8 protein-coding genes are annotated in these 18,352 nt (G+C 72.8%); 5 read left to right on the top strand and 3 right to left on the bottom strand.

All coding sequences use genetic code 11. The annotated features are described in order from the left end of the window. Positions 1-57 precede the first annotated feature (57 nt). Positions 58-279, bottom strand: a complete 222-nt coding sequence (locus ACZ1DY_RS17050; protein WP_126735794.1) for a hypothetical protein — start codon at positions 277-279, stop codon at positions 58-60. Then, positions 279-6,668: an SDR family NAD(P)-dependent oxidoreductase gene (locus tag ACZ1DY_RS17045; RefSeq protein ID WP_465484919.1), complete on the bottom strand. Its 6,390-nt coding sequence runs from the start codon at positions 6,666-6,668 to the stop codon at positions 279-281. Before ACZ1DY_RS17045 ends, ACZ1DY_RS17050 begins: the two co-directional genes overlap by 1 nt. 304 nt (positions 6,669-6,972) lie before the next feature. On the opposite strand from ACZ1DY_RS17045, the gene ACZ1DY_RS17040 reads away from it, so the two are divergent. From ACZ1DY_RS17040 to ACZ1DY_RS17020, 5 genes are all read left to right on the top strand, one after another. Continuing rightward, positions 6,973-8,664, top strand: a complete 1,692-nt coding sequence (locus ACZ1DY_RS17040) for a flavin monoamine oxidase family protein (protein WP_126735792.1) — start codon at positions 6,973-6,975, stop codon at positions 8,662-8,664. Between the two features lie 19 nt (positions 8,665-8,683). Beyond that, entirely contained in the window at positions 8,684-10,096 is a 1,413-nt protein-coding gene (locus ACZ1DY_RS17035; protein WP_465484918.1) for a class I adenylate-forming enzyme family protein, read from the top strand. Between the two features lie 27 nt (positions 10,097-10,123). Then, entirely contained in the window at positions 10,124-11,062 is a 939-nt protein-coding gene (locus ACZ1DY_RS17030) for an ACP S-malonyltransferase (RefSeq protein ID WP_465484917.1), read from the top strand. After that, positions 11,059-12,603 carry an MFS transporter gene (locus ACZ1DY_RS17025; protein WP_465484916.1) on the top strand — a complete coding sequence of 515 codons (1,545 nt, stop codon included), beginning with the start codon at positions 11,059-11,061 and terminating at the stop codon, positions 12,601-12,603. The genes ACZ1DY_RS17030 and ACZ1DY_RS17025 overlap by 4 nt, the downstream gene beginning before the upstream one ends. Before the next feature lie 276 nt (positions 12,604-12,879). Beyond that, complete coding sequence (locus ACZ1DY_RS17020; RefSeq protein ID WP_465484915.1) at positions 12,880-15,624, top strand: helix-turn-helix transcriptional regulator; 2,745 nt, start codon at positions 12,880-12,882, stop codon at positions 15,622-15,624. Positions 15,625-15,630: 6 nt separating this feature from the next. Here the strand turns inward: ACZ1DY_RS17020 and ACZ1DY_RS17015 are convergent, their stop codons facing one another. Further along, positions 15,631-18,351 (bottom strand): AAA family ATPase, encoded by a 2,721-nt coding sequence (locus tag ACZ1DY_RS17015; RefSeq protein ID WP_257489717.1) that lies wholly within the window; start codon positions 18,349-18,351, stop codon positions 15,631-15,633. Between the last annotated feature and the right edge of the window lies 1 nt (position 18,352).

Genomic DNA, 18,352 nt, shown 5'->3' with positions numbered 1-18,352 from the left:
CGCGGGTTCACGCGTTCAGTCGCTCTTCCGGATACATCTGCAGCTCCGCCGACACGGTCAGAAGATCTCGTCGGTGAGGAAGCCGAAGACCTTGTCGACAGCGGCGTCGAACAGCAGGTCGTCGAATTCGTCGTCCTTGTCGCCCGCCGCGTAGGCCAGCAGCAGCTTCTTCAGCGGCTTGGCGACCTTCTTGCGGTCTTCGGGATCCAGTTCGCCGAGGCGTTCGCTCAGCCGCTCGATGTCGGCCAGCACCTTGGCGACGGCCTTCTTGTCCGCCATCACGAAATCCCCAGTTCGGTGGCCAGGAAGTCGACGACCTCGTCCGCGGTCGCGTCCTCCAGCCGTCCGCCGACGTCGCTCCCCGGCGTGGTGATGCCGTCGAGCAGGGCTCGCAGCCGTCCGGCGACCGCGGTCCGGCCGTCGTCGTCGACGGCGGCCAGGCGTTCTTCGAGCCGGTCGAGTTCGGTGAGCACCGCGTCGGCCGCGCTGAGCGACGGCGGGGCCAGTTCGGCAAGCAGGTGCCCGGCGAGCGCGGCGACGGTCGGATGGTCGAACACCGCCGTGGCCGACAGCCGCAAGCCGGTGACGGTGTTGATCCGGTTGCGCAGTTCCACCGACGTCAGCGAGTCGAAGCCGAGGTCCTTGAACGCGCGTGCCGGATCGATCATGCCGCCCGCCTCGTGCCCGAGGACGGCGGCGGCGTTGTGCCGCACGAGGTCGATCAGCAGAGCCGTGCGTTCGTCGTCGGGCAGTGCCGTGAGCCGCTCGCCGAGACCGGCGCCGCCCGTGGCCGCGGGTGCCGCCGCGCGCCGGGTGGTGACCTTCGCGAGACCGCGCAGCACAGGCGCCACCTCGGTGGTCCTGGCGTGGGCGCGCAGCGCGGCACGGTCGAGTTCGATCGGCAGGACGGTGGTGAACCCGCCGTCGAGGGCGGCGTCGAACAGGGCCAGCCCGGACTCCGCGGTCAGCGGCGGCAGGCCTTCGCGGGCCATGCGGTCGACGTCGTTCTCGGCGAGCCCGCTGCCCATCCCCTCCCTCCAGAGTCCCCAGGCGAGCGAGACGGCGGGCAAGCCCCGGGTCCCGCGGTAGGCCGCCAAGGCGTCCAGGAACGTGTTCGCGGCGGCGTAGGAGGCCTGCCCCGCCGAGCCGACGATCCCGGACACCGACGAGTAGAGCGCGAAGAGCGCGAGGTCGTGGCCGAGGGTGAGTTCGTGCAGGTGCCACGCCGCGTCCACCTTGGGGCGCAACACTTTCGCGAGCCTCTCCTGGGTCAGGCCGGTCAGCACGCCGTCGTCGAGGACACCCGCGGTGTGCACGACGCCGGTCAGCTCGACCCCGTCCAGCAGGGCGGAGAGCGCGTCCCGATCGGCGACGTCACAGGCCACGACGCGGACTTCGGCGCCCAGACCGGTGAGCTCGGCGGCGAGTTCTCCCGCGCCCGGCGCATCCGGGCCGCGGCGGCTGGTGAGCAGCAGCTTGCGGACCCCGTGCGCGGCCACGAGATGCCGCGCGACGAGTGCCCCGAGACCGCCGGTGCCGCCGGTGACCAGCACCGTCCGGTCGGGATCGAGCGCTCGCGGGACGGTGAGCGCCACCTTGCCGATATGCCTGGCCTGGCTGACGAACCGGAACGCGTCGGGCGCGTGCCGGACGTCCCAGGTCCGCACCGGCAGCGGGGTGAACGCGCCCTGGCCGAACAGGGTGATCAGCTCGGCCCAGATCTCGGCGGTGCGGGTCCGGCCCGCTTCGATCAGGTCGAAGGCGCGGTAGGCGACGTCCTCCGGTGCGCGGACGTCGGTCTTGCCCATTTCGAGGAACCGGCCGCCGGCCGCGGTCACGGCGAGGGAGGCGTCGACGAACTCGCCCGCGAGGGAGTTGAGGACGACGTCGACCCCGCGTCCGCCGGTCGCGGTCCGGAAGGCTTCGGCGAAGTCGAGGTTGCGTGAGGAGGCGATGTGGTCCGAGGGCAGCCCGGCCGCGCGAAGGACGTGCTGCTTGCCCTCGCTGGCGGTGCCGAACACCTCGGCGCCCAGATGGCGGGCGAGCTGGGTCGCGGCCATCCCGACCCCGCCCGCGGCCGAATGGATCAGGATCGACTCGCCCGCCTTGAGCCCGGCCAGGTCGACCAGCGCGTAGTAGGCGGTCAGGAAGACGAGCGGCACGGTCGCGGCCTGCTCGTCGGTCCAGGCGTCCGGGACCCGGGTCAGGAACGGGCGTTCGCCGACGGCGACCGGGCCGATCGCGCCGTGCACCATGCCCATCACGCGGTCGCCCGGCGCCAGGTCGGTCACCGCGGCGCCGGTCGCGAGTACGGTCCCGGCGATCTCGCAGCCCAGCGGCCCGGCCTCGCCCGGGTACATGCCCAGGACGTTCAGCACGTCACGGAAGTTCAGCCCCGCCGCACGGACGGCGATGCGCACGTCGTCCGGCCCGAGGTCCGGCTCGCCGGCGGTCTCCAGGACGAGGTCGTCGACCGTGCCCTCACCGGACTTGCCCAGCCGCCAAGGCCCGGCGGGCGGCAGCAGGACTCCCGCGCTTGCCTCGGCTATCCGCGGCACGAGCGGGACGCCGTCGCGCACGGCGACCTGCGGTTCCCCGGTCGCCACGGCCATCGGCACGTCTTCGGCCTCGCCGTCGACGAGGACGAACCGGCCATGGTGCTCGGCCTGGGCACTGCGCACCAGGCCCCAGATCGACGCGGCCGCCGGATCGGTGGCGTCCGGCCCCGCGGCGTGTCTCGTGTGGACGACCAAAGTGGACTCTTCTCGTGTCACCCAGTCCTGGAGCACTGCCAGGACCTGGGCGCCGAGCTCGTGCGCCGAGCCGACCGGATCACCCTCGGGCAGCACCGACAGCACCGCGGGCTTACCGGGGACGATCTCCGGATACGCCGTGCACGCCACCGGTTCGGCGACCGCGATCGGCGTCCAGTCCACAGTGAACAGTCCACCTGGGAGTTCCCGGCCGCGCGCGACCGGGCGGCGGACGACCAGCGAGCCGACGCTCAGCACCTCGGAGCCCGAGGGGTCGACGGCGACCAGCGACACGGTGTCCGCCGCGTGGAACGTGATCCGCAGCCGCAGCGCGGTCGCGCCGCTCGCCCGCAGGCGGACGTCCGACCAGGAGAACGGCAGCCCGCCGGCGGATTCCGCCGACTCGCGGAAGAACATCGCGTGCAGCCCGGCGTCCAGGAGCGCCGGGTGGATACCGAAGCCGCCGTCCTCGTCCGTGGGAAGCGCGACCTCGGCGTGGACGTCGTCGCCGTCGACCCACACCGACCGCAGACCGCGGAACACGCCTTCGTAACCGAAGCCGGGTAGCTCGTCGTAGAAGCCTTCCAGGGACCGGGCTTCTCCCGGCGGTGGCCACTCCACGGTCGCGGGGACGGCATCGGTCTCGGGAACGAGGGTGCCGTTCGCGTGCCGCGTCCAGTCCTCGCCGTGTTCCGGTCGCGAATGGACGGTGACCGCGCGGCGGCCGTCGTCGTCCGCGGCGGCCACCACCACCTGCACCTCGGCCGCGGCCGAGAGCACGAGCGGGGCGCCCATGGTCAGTTCCTCCACGCGCCCGCAACCCGTTTCGGCACCGGCGTGCAAGGCGAGTTCGAGGAAACCGGTGCCGGGGAAGAGGATGTCGTCGCCGACCCGGTGGCCGTCCAGCCAGGGCTGGTCGGTGGTCGAGAGTCGCGCGGTGAACACGGTGTCGCCGCCGGGCACCGCGACCACCGCCCCGAGGAGCGGATGCTCGGCGCGACGCAGGCCGAGGCCGCGCGCGTCCCCGCCCGGGCCGGGGGTGAGCCAGTACTTCGACCGCTGGAACGGGTAGGTCGGGAGGTCGATCCGGCGCCCGCCCGGAGCGAGCGCCGCGAAGTCGACGTCCACGCCGCGGACGTGGGCGGTGCCCAGCGCGGTCAGGAGTTCGGGGACTTCGGGCCGGTCGCGGCGGAGCAACGGGCGCGCGACACCGTCGTCGACCAGCGCCGAGAGGACGCCGTCCGGGCCCAATTCGAGGTAGGTGCCGCAGCCGTTGTCCCGCAGGACACCCAGCGCGTCGGCGAAACGGACGGTCGCTTCGACGTGGCGGATCCAGTACCCGGCCGAGTCGTGCCCGCCGATCTCGCCGGTGACCGTCGAGACGATCGGCAGGTTCGCGGGGTGGTAGTCGGCGAGCCGCGCGATCCGGGCGAAGTCGTCGAGCATGTCCCGCATCAACGGCGAGTGGAACGCGTGGCTGACGTTGAGCCACTTGACCTTGCCGCCGAAGCCGCCGATCGCCTTCTCCAGCGCGTCGCGGGCACCGGACAGCACGACCGCGTCCGCACCGTTGACCGCCGCGACCCCGGCGCGTTCCCCGTGCCCGGCCAGCAACCCGCGAGCGGTTTCCTCGGAGGCACGCAGGGACACCATCGCGCCGCCTTCTGGCAGCTCGCGCATGAGCCTTCCGCGGGCGGTCACCAGCATCGCCGCGTCGGACAGCGACAGCACACCGGCGACGTGCGCGGCCGCGAACTCGCCGACCGAATGCCCGCACAGGTAGGCGGGGGCGACACCCCAGGACTCCAGCAGCCGGAACAGGGCGACCTCGACGGCGAACAACGCGGGCTGCGCGTAGTCGGTGCGGTCGAGCAACGCAGGGTCGGCCTCGCCGAACACCACGTCCCGCAGCGGGGGGTCGAGCTGCAGGTCGGTGTGCGCGCAGACCTCGTCGAAGGTCTCGGCATAAACGTCGTAGGCGTCGTAAAGCTCACGGCCCATCGCGATCCGCTGGGCACCCTGCCCGGTGAACAGGTACGCGAGTTCGGCTGGCTCCTGGAGCGGACCGCCGCGCAGCACCCGTTCGTCGTACGCGGTCAGTGCTTCCGCCAGGCCCGCGGCGTCCGGCGCCAGAACGAAGGCACGCTCGGCCAGCGTCGCGCGGGTCTTGGCGAGCGAGAAGGCGAGGTCCGCCGGATCCGCGTCGACAGCGGCGAGCTGGGCCGCGCGGGCGCGCAACGCGTCCGGATCGGCGGCCGAGAACGCGATGGCGACCGGCGAATGCGGTGCGGGCGCCGGCTCGCCGGGCACCGCGGGTGCCGGTTCCTCCAGGATCAAGTGGGCATTTGTGCCGGAGATGCCGAACGACGACACCGCGGCCCGGCGCGGTTCCTCGCCACGGGGCCAGGCGACCGGCTCGGCCAGCAGCGAGACCGCGCCGGCGGACCAGTCGACCGCCGGGGTCGGATCGGCGCCGTGCAGGGTGCGCGGCAAGCGGCCGTGGCGCAGCGCCATGATCATCTTGATCACCCCGGCCGCGCCCGCGGCCGCCTGCGTGTGCCCGATGTTGGCCTTCACCGAACCCAGCCACAACGGCGTTTCGCGGTCCCGGCCGTAGGTCGCGAGCAGCGCCTGCGCCTCGATCGGGTCGCCGAGGCTGGTCCCCGTGCCGTGCGCCTCGACCGCGTCCACAGTGGACGCTCCGATCCCGGCGTCGGCCAGCGCGGCGCGGATCACCCGTTGCTGGGACGGGCCGTTCGGCGCGGTGAGCCCGTTCGAGGCGCCGTCGGAGTTGACCGCGCTCCCCCGGATCACCGCGAGCACCGGATGTCCGTGGCGCTCGGCGTCGGAAAGCCTTTCCAGGACGAACATCCCGGCACCCTCGGCCCACGCGGTCCCGTCCGCCGCGGCCGAGAACGGTTTGCAGCGCCCGTCCGGCGCGAGGCCGCGCTGGTTCGAGAAGGCCACGAACGGGCCGGGGGTGCCGAGCACGGCGACCCCACCGGCGAGCGCGAGGCCGCATTCGCCGTTCCGCAGCGCGCGGACCGCGAGATGCAGCGCGACCAGCGAGCCGGAGCAGGCGGTGTCGACGGTCAACGCCGGCCCCTGCAGGCCGAGGGTGTACGCGATCCTTCCGGAGACGACGCTCGGCGCGCTGCCGGTGAGCAGGAGCCCGTCGAGCCCCTCGGGCGCGTCGGCCAGGCGGGTGCCGTATTCCTGCGGCTCGGCACCGACGAACACCCCGGTCCGGCTGCCCGTCAGGGTTCCGGCGTCGATCCCGGCCCGTTCCAGCGCCTCCCACACCGTCTCCAGGACCAGCCGTTGCTGCGGGTCCATCGCCAGCGCCTCGCGCGGCGAGATCCCGAAGAACCCGGCGTCGAATTCGGCCGCGCCGGGCAGGAAACCGCCGTGGCGCACGTAGGTCTTGCCCGGGGTGCCCGGGCGCGGGTCGTAGAGGCCGTCGACGTCCCAGCCGCGGTCACGGGGGAATTCCGTGACCACGTCCCGCCCTTCGTCCACAATGGACCACAGGCCCTCGGGTGAATCCGCGCCGCCGGGGAACCGGCAGCCGATGCCGACGATCACGATCGGTTCGCCGGTGGCCGCGCCTGCTTCCGCTTCGTCCTCGGACCCGGCTCCGAAGAGACACTCGTCGAGGAATTCCGCCAGCGATTCGGGTCCGGGATGGTCGTAGGCCAGCGTCACCGGCAGTTCGAGCCCGGTCTCGGCGGTCAGCCACGCGTGCAGCTTCACCGCCAGCAGGGAATCGAACCCGAGATCGGCGAAGGTGCGGCCGGGCGGGAGCGGCCCGTCCAGCACCGCCGACGTCGCCCGGCGCACCAGGCCCAGCAGTATGCGGCGCCGCTCGGCGCGCGGCCTGCTTTCCAGCCGTCGCAGGGAATCCAGCTCGGTCATGCGCGCACTCGCCACCTCGGGTCGCCCGGCACAGGGAAGTCGCGGTCCAGCTAGCCACAGCGGCCGTCGCGGACGGGGCGGAACTGTTCCACCGCCGGGTAACCGGCCGCTCCCCTGCCCGGTTTCCGTGCCGTGGGCAAGCGGTGGAAAAGGTATCCGGCGCGCCGGGACGGAATCGTTAACGTGGCTTTCGGCGAACCGGATTTCAGCGCCGAGACCCGTAGCCGCACGAGAACGCCGGCGTCCGCCGTGCCGGCCCGCGGTCGTCCGCGCGACGCCAGAACTAGTGCCGGAGGTAACGCCGATGACCCTGTCTCCCGTCGAAGAACGCATCCTGCCCGGCCCCCGCGCCGAGGCGGCGCCGCCGGCGAGCATGCTGTGCCCGGATTTCCCGTTCGCCTACGACGACTGGCTCCGCCATCCCGCCGGGCTCGGCCGCGTGCCACGCCAGGCGCACGGCACCGAGGTCGCGGTGATCGGCGGCGGCCTGTCCGGGATGGTGGCCGCCTACGAGCTGATGAAGCTCGGCCTCAAACCGGTGATCTACGAGGCCGAACAGCTCGGCGGCCGGATGCGTTCGGTGAGCCTGCCCGGTTATCCGGACGCCGTCGCCGAACTGGGCGCGATGCGCTTCCCGCCGTCCGCCGGGGCGCTGTTCCACTACATCGACAAGGTGGGCCTGGAGACGACGCCGTTCCCCAACCCGCTCTCCCCCGCGTCACCGAGCACGGTGATCAACCTGCACGGCGAGAACCACTGGGCGCGCACGTCCGCCGACCTGCCGCCGGTGTACCGCGAGGTCAACGACGCCTGGACCAAGACGCTCCAGGAGCAGGCGGACATGTCGCTGATGGAGGACGCCATCCGGCGCCGGGACATCTCGACCATCAAGGATTTGTGGAACCACCTGGTCACCAAGTTCGACAACGTGTCGTTCTACGGCTTCCTGACCTCGTCGCCGCTGTTCTCGTCCTTCGAGCACCGCGAGATCTTCGGCCAGGTCGGCTTCGGCTGCGGCGGCTGGGACACCGACTTCCCCAACTCCGCGCTCGAAATCCTGCGCGTGATCTGCACCGACACCAGCGACGAGCACCACCGGATCCTCGGCGGCTGCCAGCAACTGCCGCTCGGGCTGTGGGCGGACGAACCCGCCGACCTCGAATACTGGCCGTCCGGCACGTCGCTGAAAAGCCTGCACGGCGGCGAACCGCGCCCGGCGGTGGTGCGGATCGACCGCACCGGCCGCGGGTTCACCATCGAGGACGCGGACCGCGACGTGCGCACGTACCCGGCGGCGATCTTCGCCGCGCAGAACTGGAACCTGCTCTCGGGGATGAAGAGCGACGACGCCCTGCTGCCGCAGCCGGTCTGGACCGCGCTGGAGCGCACCCACTACATGGGCGCGTCGAAACTGTTCGTCATCACCGACCGCCCGTTCTGGCTCGACCAGGACCCGGCGACCGGCCGCGACGTGATGAGCACGACGCTCACCGACCGCATCCCGCGCGGGGTCTACCTGATCGACAACGGCCCCGACGAACCCGGCACGATGCTGCTCTCCTACACCTGGAACGACGACTCGCTCAAGGTCGCGTCGCTGAGCCCGGACGAGCGGCTCGACGTGATGCTCTCCGCGCTGGCCAAGATCTATCCGGGCGTCGACATCCGTTCGCACATGATCGGCCCGCCGATCGCGATCACCTGGGAGACGCAGCCGCATTTCAAGGGCGCCTTCAAATCCTGTCTTCCCGGCAGCTACCGCTACCAGCGGCGCCTGTTCACCCAGTTCATGCAGCGGGACGCCGCCGAGCACCACCGCGGCTTCTTCCTCGCCGGCGACGACGTCGCGTGGATCGCCGGTTTCTCCGAGAGCGCGGTCACCACCGCGCTGAACGCCGTGTGGGGCGTCGTCGAGCACCTGGGCGGCGGCACCCACCCGGACAACCCCGGTCCCGGCGACGTGTTCGACGAAATCGCCCCGGTGAGCCTGGATTGACAGAGGAAAGGACTTCCCCATGTTCGCGAAGATCTATTCCCCCGACGCGGTCACCGGCGGCGCGGCCTTCGAACAGCAGGCCCTCCGCGTCGCCGAGGTGCTGCGGGACCGCGGCGTCGGCTCCGGTGACCGTGTCCTGCTCAAGGCCGACAACACGCTGGCCTATCTGACGATCCTCGTCGCGCTGATGCACGTCGGCGCGTCGGTGGTGCTCGTCGACCACATGGAGCACGCCGACCGCACCGCCGAGACGATCGCCGGTTCCGGTGTCGTGCTGGCCGTCATCGACGACGACGCGCCGATGCCGCCGGACGCTCCGTCGGCCTACACCTACGAGATCATGGTCGCGGCCGCCGATCGGGCCCCGACGGACGTCCAGTTGCGTTTCGACGTCTGGGAAAAGCTGCCCGACAGTCTCGTGATGTGGTCGTCCGGTTCGACCGGCGTCCCCAAGGGCGTCGCGAAGAACGGCGCGCGGTTCCTGAAGAACCTCGAACGCAACGCCGATCTGGTCGGCCACGTAGCGGACGACGTCCTCCTGCCGCTGCTGCCGTTCAACCATCAGTACGGCCTTTCGATGGTGATGATCGCGTGGCTGCGGGACTGCTCGCTGGTGATCGCGCCCTACCGCCGCCCCGACCGCGCGCTGCGCCTGGCCGGACGCGCCGGGGCGACGGTCGTCGACGCGACGCCGTCCACGTATCGCAGCCTGTTCAACATCATCGGCAAACGCCCGGCGCTCAAAGAGGAATTCTCCCGGGTGCGCATGCTGTGCAGCGGCGCCGCGCCGCTCGAACCCGGCGTCGTGGACCAGGCCGAGGAGCTGTTCGGCATGCCGCTGCTCGACAGCTACGGCAGCACCGAGATGGGCAACGTCGCCTTCGCCAACATCGGGAACCCGCGCGGCTGCGGGCAGATCGTCGAAGGGCTGGCCCTGGAGGTCCGCGCCGACGACGGCACCGTGCTGCCGCCCGGCGAGATCGGCGAACTGTTCGTCCTCGACCCCGACCTCATGGAGGGCTACCTCGACGCCGGCGGGCAGGTGATCCCCGTCGAGCGCGGCTGGTACGCGACCGGCGACCTCGGCCGTCTCGACGCGGACGGGAACCTGTTCGTCGTCGGGCGCAAACGGGCGGTGCACCGCAACGGGCACACCCTGCATCCCGAGGTGATCGAGCACCGGCTGGCAGGCGAAGGCTGCTCCGCGAAGATCGTCGCGCTGCCCGACCAGCGGCGCGGGTCGAGCCTGGTCTTCGTCGTCGAGGACGACGCTCGGCGGGATTCGCGCTATTGGCGCGACCGGATCTGCGGGGTGCTGCCGCCGGCCGAGCAGCCAAACCGTGTCCTCGTCACCGATCAGTTCCCGTTGAACCGCAACGGGAAACCGGACCGGAAGCGGCTGGAGCAGTTCGCCGCCGCCGAACAACTCTGATCCCCACCACGAAACCGGGTGTGCGCAGTGGAAAGTTCCACCGATGCCGTCCTGTTCCCCGGCATGGGCCCGGCCCGTGCCCGCGAACTGGGCCGCTTCCTCGTCATCGATCCCCTGGCCCGGCGCCTGCTCGGCGTGGCGGAGCAGGCGCTCGGCCGCTCTCTGCTGGATCCGCTCGCCAGAACGGACGAGGAGTACAACGAGCACACCCAGATCGCGTTCGTGCTCGCGTCGCTGGCGCTGGCCGAACGCGCCGAGCGGGAGCACGGGCTGGTGCCGGTCGCGGTCGGCGGCGCCAGCTTCGGCGAACGCGCCGCCGTGGTCCGCGCGGGCGCACTTCCCGTGGCGGATCTCGTCCGCCTCGTCGACGCCGTCGCCCGGCGGGAACGGGAGTACTTCGAGACGGCGCACCAGGATCTCGTCAGCCAGTTCATCGTGCGCACGCCGGAAGCGGCGCTCGGCGGGATCCTCGACGGGATCGGCCACGAACTCTCCGGCCGGTTCGACGACGAGGTCCACCTGGTGACCCTGCGCGAGTCCGATTTGGACGAATTCGTCCGGCGCGTCCGGGCCGCCGGCGGTTACGCGCTCACCACCATGCGCCCCGCGGCGCACGCGCGGGTGCTCGGCGGACTGCGCGACCGGCTGGCGGAAGAGGTCTTCGGCGGCTTCCGTTTCGCGGATCCGGAGCTGCCGATCGTGTCCGATCAGGACGGTGAGCCGGTCCGGACCGGCGGCGAGGCGGCGTCGCTCCTGCTGGAGTCGACGGTCAACGCGGTCCGGCTGCCGGGGCTGGTCCACCGGTTCGCCACGCTCGGCGTCGGCCGGGTCCTCGTCGCCGGCCCGGACCACCTGCTGCACCGGCTGCCCGGGCTGACGTCGGCGTTCACCCTGCTGCGCGCCGACCTCCGGGACACCCTGAAGCCGAGACGGCGAGCCCGCCTGCGAGAGGCGGTGGCCGCATGAGCACCAAGGTCCGCGACATCGCGACGATCATGGTGTCCTGCCTGGCGCAGCTGATGGTCGCGATCGACATGACCGTGCTGCATCTGGCGGTCCCCGCGCTGACCACGCAGCTCGGCGCGTCGGCAGAGGAACTGCTGTGGATCGCCGACGTCTACGGGTTCGCCATGGGCGGCCTGCTGGTGACCATGGGCAATTTCGGCGACCGGTTCGGCAGGCGCCGGGTGCTGCTCATCGGCGTCACCGCGTTCGCGCTGGGCTCGCTGGTGGCGGCCTACGCCCCGAGCGCCGAACTGCTCATCGCGGCCCGCGCGCTGCTGGGGATCGCGGGCGCCGCCGTGTTGCCTTCGACGACCTCCTTGCTGCGCGCCGTTTTCACCACGCAGCGGGCGCGGACCGCCGCGGTCGGGGTCACCGCCGGGGTTTCGGCCGCGGGCTTCGCCATCGGCCCGATCGTCGGCGGGGTCCTGCTGGAACACTTCTGGTGGGGTTCGGTCTTCCTCGTCAACATCCCGGTGGCGCTGCTGATCCTCGGCGCCGCCCGGGTCGTACCGGAATCCCGGTCCAGCGGCAGGCTGCGGCTCGACCTGCCCAGTGTCCTGCTGTCCATCGTCGGGCTGGTCGCCGTGGTGTACGCGCTGAAGGGCGCGTTCTACGTCGGGCTCTGGTACCCGGAAGTGCTCGGCGCCTTCGCTCTGGGAGGCGCGTCGCTGCTGTGGTTCGCCCGGCGTCAGCGACGGCTGGATCAGCCGCTGATCGACCTCGATCTGTTCCGGCGGCGCGGTTTCTCGGCGTCGGTCGGCTCGAATCTGGTGTCGGTGTTCACGATGTCGGCGTTCGCGCTCATCTCCAGCCAGTACTTCCAGCTCGTGCTGGGCTGGAGCCCGCTGCGCTCCGGGCTGGCGTTCGTGCCCGGCGCCGTCGCCGCGCTCGTCGCGGGCGGTGTCGTGGCGGCCAAGGCGGTGCGCCGGTTCGGCCGGGCGCCGACGGTCTCGGGCGGGCTGGCGCTGGCGTCGATCGGCTTCGGGCTGTTCGGCGCGATCAGCACGGACTCGTCGTACCTGCTGGTGCTGGCCGCGCAGGTGGCGTTCGGCGCGGGCGCCGGGCTCACGCTGACCGTCACCGGTGACACGATCCTCGGCACCGTCCCCCGGGACCGGGCCGGCGCCGCGTCGGCGATCTCCGCCACCGCCTACGAACTCGGCGGCTCGCTCGGGATCGCGGTGGTCGGCAGCGTGCTGTCGGCGGTCTACCACGCCGAACTGACCCTGCCCGCCGGTGTGCCACCCGATCTGGCCGCGCAGGTGCGGGAATCGTTCAGCGCCACCGCGGCGGTCGCGACCGGCCTGCCCGAACCGGTGGCGACGGCGGTCCGGACGGCGGCCGAGGAATCGTTCGTCGGCGGCATCCGGACGAGCATGCTGGGCAGCGCGGCGGTGATGACGATCCTCGCGGTGGTGGCGCTGCGGAGCCTGCGGGGCGTGCCGAAGGTGATCGAGACCGATGTGCCGCCCCCACAACCCGCCCCGACCGCGCTGCCCTGACTTGGCGGGCGTCGCGCAGGTCCGGCGTCGAAGTACGTGAAGGCCCCCATACTTGCGCCTAGGTACATGAAGGGGTCCTTCACGGACTTGGCCGGGCGTGACCGTATGGCTTGCCGCCCCGTACGACGAACGACCTGACCGTGGTCCGCCGGGGCAACTATGCTGGCCGAAGGTGCCCCGGCCGCCTGACCTCCCGACCGCACGGTCCTCCTTGCGCCATGCTCGGAACGACCGTCGCCCGGCCGCGCCGTGGTCCCGCGCCGGCCGAGGAGGGAAATGGGAGCGACGGCCGTCACGGGCGCCGGACCGGAGGACGCGCAGGCCGCGTTGGACCGGGTGCTCACCGGGCCCGGCGCGATCTGGGTGGTACACGGGCCGCCGGGCAGCGGCCGCAGCACCGTCCTCTCCGGCCTCGCCCAGCGCGGCCGCCGCTCCGGCTCCGCCGTGCTGGCCGTGCCCGCCGGTCCCGAACCAGAGACCGTCCTCCTCCGGCTGACGACCCAGCTGGTCGAGCTGATCACCGCCCTCGCCCGCCCCGAACTGGTCAGCATGCTCAGCGCGGTCGCCTGGTTGCGGACCCGGCTCGAGTCGGGTTCCGGCGCCGGGCCGCAGACGACGGCCCACGATCTGGTCACCGTCCTCGCCACGCTCGCCCCGCGCGGCCGCGTCGTGCTGCAGTTCGACGACTTCGACCTGCTGCCGCCGGATCTCGCCACCGTGCTCACCCTGGTCGCCGAGGGCGCCCGCGCCACCGGGACGATCACCGTCGCCTCCGTGACCGGCCGGAGCAGGCGGGACGGCCCGGTCGGCAAGGTGTTCGCCGTCGCCGACGGCACGATCGGTCTCCGGCCGCTGACCGCCGAGGAGACGACGGCGCTGCTGCCCGGCTGGACGACCCGCGCCGGGCGGATCGCGAGCGATCCCGCGCTCGTCACGACGGTCCGCGCCGCGCTCGGGCCGCTGTTCGGCAACCCCGGCACGGTCGGCGCGACGGTCGCGGGGCTGCGCGCCACCGGCAGGCTGTCGGTCATCGACGAGCACGTCTGCCTCGTCGGCGCGGGAACGCCGATCTTGCTGCCCGGCGGACATCCCGAGACGCTCCGGCTGCGGCGGCTCGGGCCGCGCGCCCGGCGGCTGGCCGCCATCGTCGCGGTGCTGAGCGAGCAAAGCGCCCCCACCCTCGAAAGGTTGCCCTGGCTGGCTTCCGCGGCCGCGCTGCCACCGTCCACCGCGGGAGAGGCCCTCGACGATCTGGTCCGGGCCGGGATCCTCCGCACCGGGTCCGGCGGCGCGATCGAGTTCGTCGTCCCCGCGCTGGCCGAAAGGCTCCGGCTGGAGCACGGGACGCGCTGGCGCACGGTGCTGCACCGGCGGATCGTCCGGGAGCGGCGCTCCGAGGAGATCGCCCCGCATCTCGCCGAGCTTCCGCCGTCGCCGCCGGATCCCGAGGCCGCGGGCGTGCTGCTCGAAGCGGCGGCGAAAGCCGACCTGCCGACCGCCCGCCGCTACCGGAGGGCGGCGCTGCGGCTGCTCGCTCCGGCCGACACCCGCTTCCCCCAAACACTCCGCGCGCTGCTCGCGGACAGCCTCGCGGCCGGTGAATACGGTGCGCTGGCCGACGACCTCGCCACCGTCGTCGCACCGCGGCTCACCGGCGCCGAGCCGTCCGCCACCACGTTGCTGTGCTGGCTGGGCGCCCTCGCCCATGAACAGCGGCTCGCCGAACTCGGCGTCGTCCGGCCGCTGGCCGCCGAAGTCGCCCGCGCCCTCGACGCGGCCCACGACTGCCGCCGCCTGCTGGACGCGGTCAACCGGGCCGACCGGCCGGTGGCCGCCGAGGCGGTCCGGGCGCTCGCGCGGGCAGGCGGCGCCGAGGACGACAGCCTGTTCGCCCTCGGCGCCGGGATCCTGCTCGGCTCCTTGCCCGGCGACGGTGGCAGGCCCGCCGAAGAATGGCTGGTGTCGACGGAAATGCCGCCGCACGAGGACGTCGCCGAGGCCGCCGAGGTCCTCGACACGGTCAGCGTGCTGAAGGTCCTGTTGCGCGGCCGCTACCAGCCGCCTTCGAGCGGGTTCTCGAGCGACTGGCACGCCGTCCGGCAGGCCTACCGCGAGGGCGAGTGGGACACTGCGTTGTCGCTGGCGCGGCGGCTCGAAGGAGACCGCCTGTGGTGGGACCCACCCCGTCGCCACCGGTTCGCGAGTGTGTTCGCCGCGGAGATCTGCGCCCAGCGCGACCAGCCGGACCGAGCGGCGGATTGGTTGCGCCGCTTGCCTTTCCGGACGTCCGCCGACGCCTGTGCCGCCTGGGTCCGCTGCCGCCTGCGCCAAACGGGAGGACAGCACGACGAGGCGGTGGAGCGCGGCTGGCGGGATTACCTCGACTGCCGCGAACGCGGCGTGCGCGCGGGGATGGAACGGCTCCTCGCGCGGCTCCTGTACGGCGCGCGGCGCCAGGGTGACACCGAAGCCGTGGCCCGTCTGCTGGCCGAATTGGAGAACCTCGCGACCCGATGCCCGACCGCGTCGGTCCAGGAGGCGGCCCTGGTGTGCGGCGGGCTCGTGCGCGGGGACATGGAATCGGTGCGCGCGGGGGTGAAACTGGCGCGGCAGTCCGGCGACGTGTTCCGCATCGCCGAGGCTTGCACGGCCTTCGGTGAGGTGAGCCCGGTCCCGGCGCCGTCCCTGCTGGAAGCGCACCGGACGCTGGAGCGGCTCGGCGCGGTCGCCGAGCTGGCGTCCGTTTCGACGCTGCTCGAACGGAATCGCATCGCCTTCTCGCCGGAGCAGGCGGACCGGACCGACCGGGCGGCGCTGGATCCCTTGGAGCGCCACATCGTCGGCCTGATCGCGAGCGGCCACACGAACCGGCAGATCGCGGCGGCGTTGCAGGTCAGCGAGAAACGTGTCGAGGCCCGGTTGACGTCGCTGTTCGAGCGCACCGGCAGCCATTCCCGGGTGGAGCTGGCCGCCGCGTGGCTGCAGGGCCGCCTCGGCACGGCGGCGCCCGCCGGATCCTGACCGGATTCACCCCGCCCGGTGGCCGCGCATCGCCGCGGCCAGCTGGGCGCGGCCGGTGATGCCCAGCTTGCGGTACGAGCTGGTGAGGTGCTTCTCCACCGCGCGCACCGTGACCTCCAGCAGTTCCGCGATGTCGCGGTTGCGGCGCCCGGACACCGCCAGCTCCACCACGCGCTGCTCGGTCGCGGTCAGCAGGCCGTCCGCCTGATCCGGCGGCTCCCCGGAGCCGGTCAGCCAGCTCGCGCCGCATCCCGCCGCGAGGCTCCGGCCCTCCAGCAGCCGTTCGCGGGCGTCGGGCCCGGTGCCCCGTTCGCCGAGCAGCACCAGGGTGCGGGCGAGTTCGAGCCGATCTCCCGATCCTGCCAGGACTTCCGCGGCCTCACGCAGCACCGGGACGGCGTCCTCGTCGCGATCGAGCAGGGTCGCGCGGATCCGCAGCGCGCGTCCGATCGACGACGGCGCGCCCCACGACAAGGCCCGCTCGACCTCGCCCTGCGCGACGGCTTCGGCCCGCTTCGGATCGTCCGTCGCCGCCAGCAGCAGCGCGATCTGGCCGCGCAGCGGCAACAGCACCCGGTTCCCGAACCGCTCCAGCTGATGCACGCAGTCGAGGAAGTATTCGGCGGCCGCGGTGTGGTTGGCCTCGGTCAGCGCCAAGGTGCCGTAGGCCAGCGACCGCAGCCAAGGATCGTGGTCGGCCTCCAGGTTGTCGACGAGCAGCCGGGCGAGCGCCGGATCTCGTTGCTCCATCGCGATTTCGGCCAGCACGCGCATCGCCGTCATGGTGATCCCGACCCGGCTGGGGCCCGCCGAGGCGAGCACCGCCTGCGCGCGGTCGCGGGCGACGCCGAGCAGTCCCGTGGCCGAGGCCACCAGCGCCTGGCCCGCCCAGGCGACCAGCGTCGGGAGGTCGGGGTCGGCGGCGGGGCCGCACGCCGCCGCGAGCCAGGAGTCCACTCCGTCGAGCGAATCCGCCGCGGCCAGCACCAGCACGGTGAGCGGGAACGTGGTGTACATCTGGTCCGGTGAACCGGGTTCCCGCGCCAGCACCTGCCTGGCGAGGTCCACAATGGACTCACGGGGCGCGGCGCCCGCGACGGTCATCAGATACAACAGGACCGCGACCAGTTCCCGCTGGGCCGAAGACCCCTGGGCGGGCTCTGGGCCGAGCTCGGCCAGCCGGTCCGCCGCCGCGTCGCCCGCGCCGGGCACTCCTCGTTCGAGGTAGCGAAGCCGGGCTTCCATGCGCAACGCCGCTTCGGCCGCGGCCGGGCCGGGGACCTCCCGCAGCTCCACGAGCACCTGCCGGAGACGGCGGACGTCCGCGGCGAACCGGAGCCCGGCCACCACCGGGAGCAGGCCGAGCGCGAAGGCGCGATCGACCGGATCCCGCATCAGGCCGAGTGCCTGATGCAGATGCCGGTGGGCGGCGGGGAGGTCGTAGCCGCGTTCGACGGCGGCGAGATCGACGAGCAGTTCCGCGCGATCGGCGCCCGGATGCGCCAGCGCGTGCCGCAGGTACTGGGCGGCCGTGCGGGGCGACGAGTTCGCCAGCGCGGCACTGGCCGCGGTCCGCAGCACGTCCGCGGCCCACGGTTCGGGTTCGGCGACCGTGGCGAGCAGCTGACGGCCGATCTGCTCGACCGGCCTTCCGTTGCGGTACAGGACGTTCGCGGCACGCAGGTGCAGGCTGTCCTGTTCCTCGGCGCTCAGCTGGTCGGCGACGAGGTCGCCCGCCATCCCGCCGGCGAACCGCAGCAGCCCGTCGGCGGGGGTCTCGACGATGCCCAGCCGTCGCAACGCCCGCAGCGCCGCGTCGAAGTCCGGGGAATCGAGTCCCGCGAGTTCGGCGAGGACGCCGGCCTCGGTCTCCTCGCCGAGCGCGGCCATCGCCTTGGCCACCGCGCGGACGTCGTCCGGCTGGGCGCGCAGGCAGCGGGTCAGCCGGGCCGCCGCGGGCGAGGGGCGCAACGCGGCGAGTTCGGCCGCGGCCGAGGCGACCGGGCGCAACCCGTGCCCGAGCATCGTGTTGACCAGCGCGTCCAGCAACATCGGCGAACCACCGGTGCGGGCGAGACAGGCGTCCGCGAACTCGGGGGCGGGTTCGGCTCCGCAGCGGGCGGTCAGGTAGGCCCGGACGCCGGCGGCCGAGAGCGGGGTGGCGTGGATCGTGCGCGCCGCGGTGCGGGCGATGTCCTTGACCACGATGTCGTCGGCGGAGTCGTCGCCCTCCAGCAGGGTCGCGACGACGAGGACCCGCAGCCTGCTCATCCGCTTGGCCAGATAGGCGAGCCAGCGCGCCGACGCCGCGTCCGCCCATTGGAGATCGTCCACGAGCAGGGCCACCGGGCCGGTGTCGCGCACCATTTCGGTGAACAACTCCAGCAGCTCGTGCAGCACGAGATGGGCGCGGCGCGGGTCGGGCGGGTCGGCGGGGAACTCGCTGTCGGCCCGGACCGCGGTGAGCAGTTCCCCGCGACGGCCCGCCTCCAGCAACGGTTCCAGCAGCAGCCAGACCACACCGTGGGCGACTCCTCGCTCCAGCGGCGTCGCCGCCGCCCGGACCACGCGCACTCCCCGCGCGGCGGCTTCCTCCCCCGCCGCGTGCAGCAGGGCGGATCGTCCCGCCCCCAGCCCACCGCGGACGACGACGAACTCGCCCGCCCCGGCACGGGCTTCGGCGACCGCCCCGGCGATCGCGGCCAGCTGATCCGCTCGCTCGATCATC

Source organism: Amycolatopsis sp. PSD-21, assembly GCF_055561455.1.
This window is presented reverse-complemented; position numbering and strand designations above follow the sequence as displayed.

Bases quoted from the DNA above. Each gene is read 5' to 3' on its own strand.
- ACZ1DY_RS17050 (WP_126735794.1), bottom strand. From the start codon at position 279: ATGGCGGACAAGAAGGCCGTCGCCAAGGTGCTGGCCGACATCGAGCGG.
- ACZ1DY_RS17045 (WP_465484919.1), bottom strand. From the start codon at position 6,668: ATGACCGAGCTGGATTCCCTGCGACGGCTGGAAAGCAGGCCGCGCGCC.
- ACZ1DY_RS17040 (WP_126735792.1), top strand. From the start codon at position 6,973: ATGACCCTGTCTCCCGTCGAAGAACGCATCCTGCCCGGCCCCCGCGCC.
- ACZ1DY_RS17035 (WP_465484918.1), top strand. From the start codon at position 8,684: ATGTTCGCGAAGATCTATTCCCCCGACGCGGTCACCGGCGGCGCGGCC.
- ACZ1DY_RS17025 (WP_465484916.1), top strand. From the start codon at position 11,059: ATGAGCACCAAGGTCCGCGACATCGCGACGATCATGGTGTCCTGCCTG.
- ACZ1DY_RS17020 (WP_465484915.1), top strand. From the start codon at position 12,880: ATGGGAGCGACGGCCGTCACGGGCGCCGGACCGGAGGACGCGCAGGCC.
- ACZ1DY_RS17015 (WP_257489717.1), bottom strand. From the start codon at position 18,351: ATGATCGAGCGAGCGGATCAGCTGGCCGCGATCGCCGGGGCGGTCGCC.